At 45.0% G+C, this 775-nt stretch carries 1 protein-coding gene; it reads right to left on the reverse strand.

Going from position 1 to position 775, the window contains the following annotated elements; all coding sequences use genetic code 11:
• A partial coding sequence (locus tag K1I53_RS09285; RefSeq protein WP_223329180.1) for a hypothetical protein occupies nucleotides 1-775 on the reverse strand: 775 nt, incomplete at both ends.

Raw genomic sequence — 775 nt, forward strand, 5'->3', positions numbered from 1 at the left:
GCGCTAGTTGATTGGCTTGCACTTACAGAAGCTGAAGCTGATTGACTTGCAGATACTGATGCGCTAGTTGATTGGCTTGCACTTACAGAAGCTGAAGCTGATTGACTTGCAGATACTGATGCGCTTGCTGATTGGCTTGCACTTACAGAAGCTGAAGCTGATTGACTTGCAGATACTGATGCGCTAGTTGATTGGCTTGCACTTACAGAAGCTGAAGCTGATTGACTTGCAGATACTGATGCGCTAGTTGATTGGCTTGCACTTACAGAAGCTGAAGCTGATTGACTTGCAGATACTGATGCGCTTGCTGATTGGCTTGCACTTACAGAAGCTGAAGCTGATTGACTTGCAGATACTGATGCACTAGTTGATTGGCTAGCTGATACAGATGCTGAAGCTGATTGACTTGAGCTTACAGAAGCTGAAGCTGATTGACTTGCAGATACTGATGCGCTAGTTGATTGGCTAGCTGATACAGATGCTGAAGTTGATTGACTTGCAGATACTGATGCTGAAGCTGATTGACTTGCAGATACTGATGCACTAGTTGATTGGCTAGCTGATACAGATGCTGAAGCTGATTGGCTTGCAGATACAGACGCTGAAGCTGATTGACTTGAGCTTACTGATGCGCTAGTTGATTGGCTAGCTGATACAGATGCTGAAGCTGATTGGCTTGCACTTACAGATGCTGAAGTTGATTGACTTGCAGATACTGATGCGCTAGTTGATTGACTTGAGCTTACTGATGCGCTTGCTGATTGGCTAGCTGATA

The sequence above is a fragment of the Streptococcus oralis genome, assembly GCF_019929365.1.
In the GTDB taxonomy this organism is placed as follows: Bacteria; Bacillota; Bacilli; order Lactobacillales; family Streptococcaceae; genus Streptococcus; species Streptococcus oralis_BT.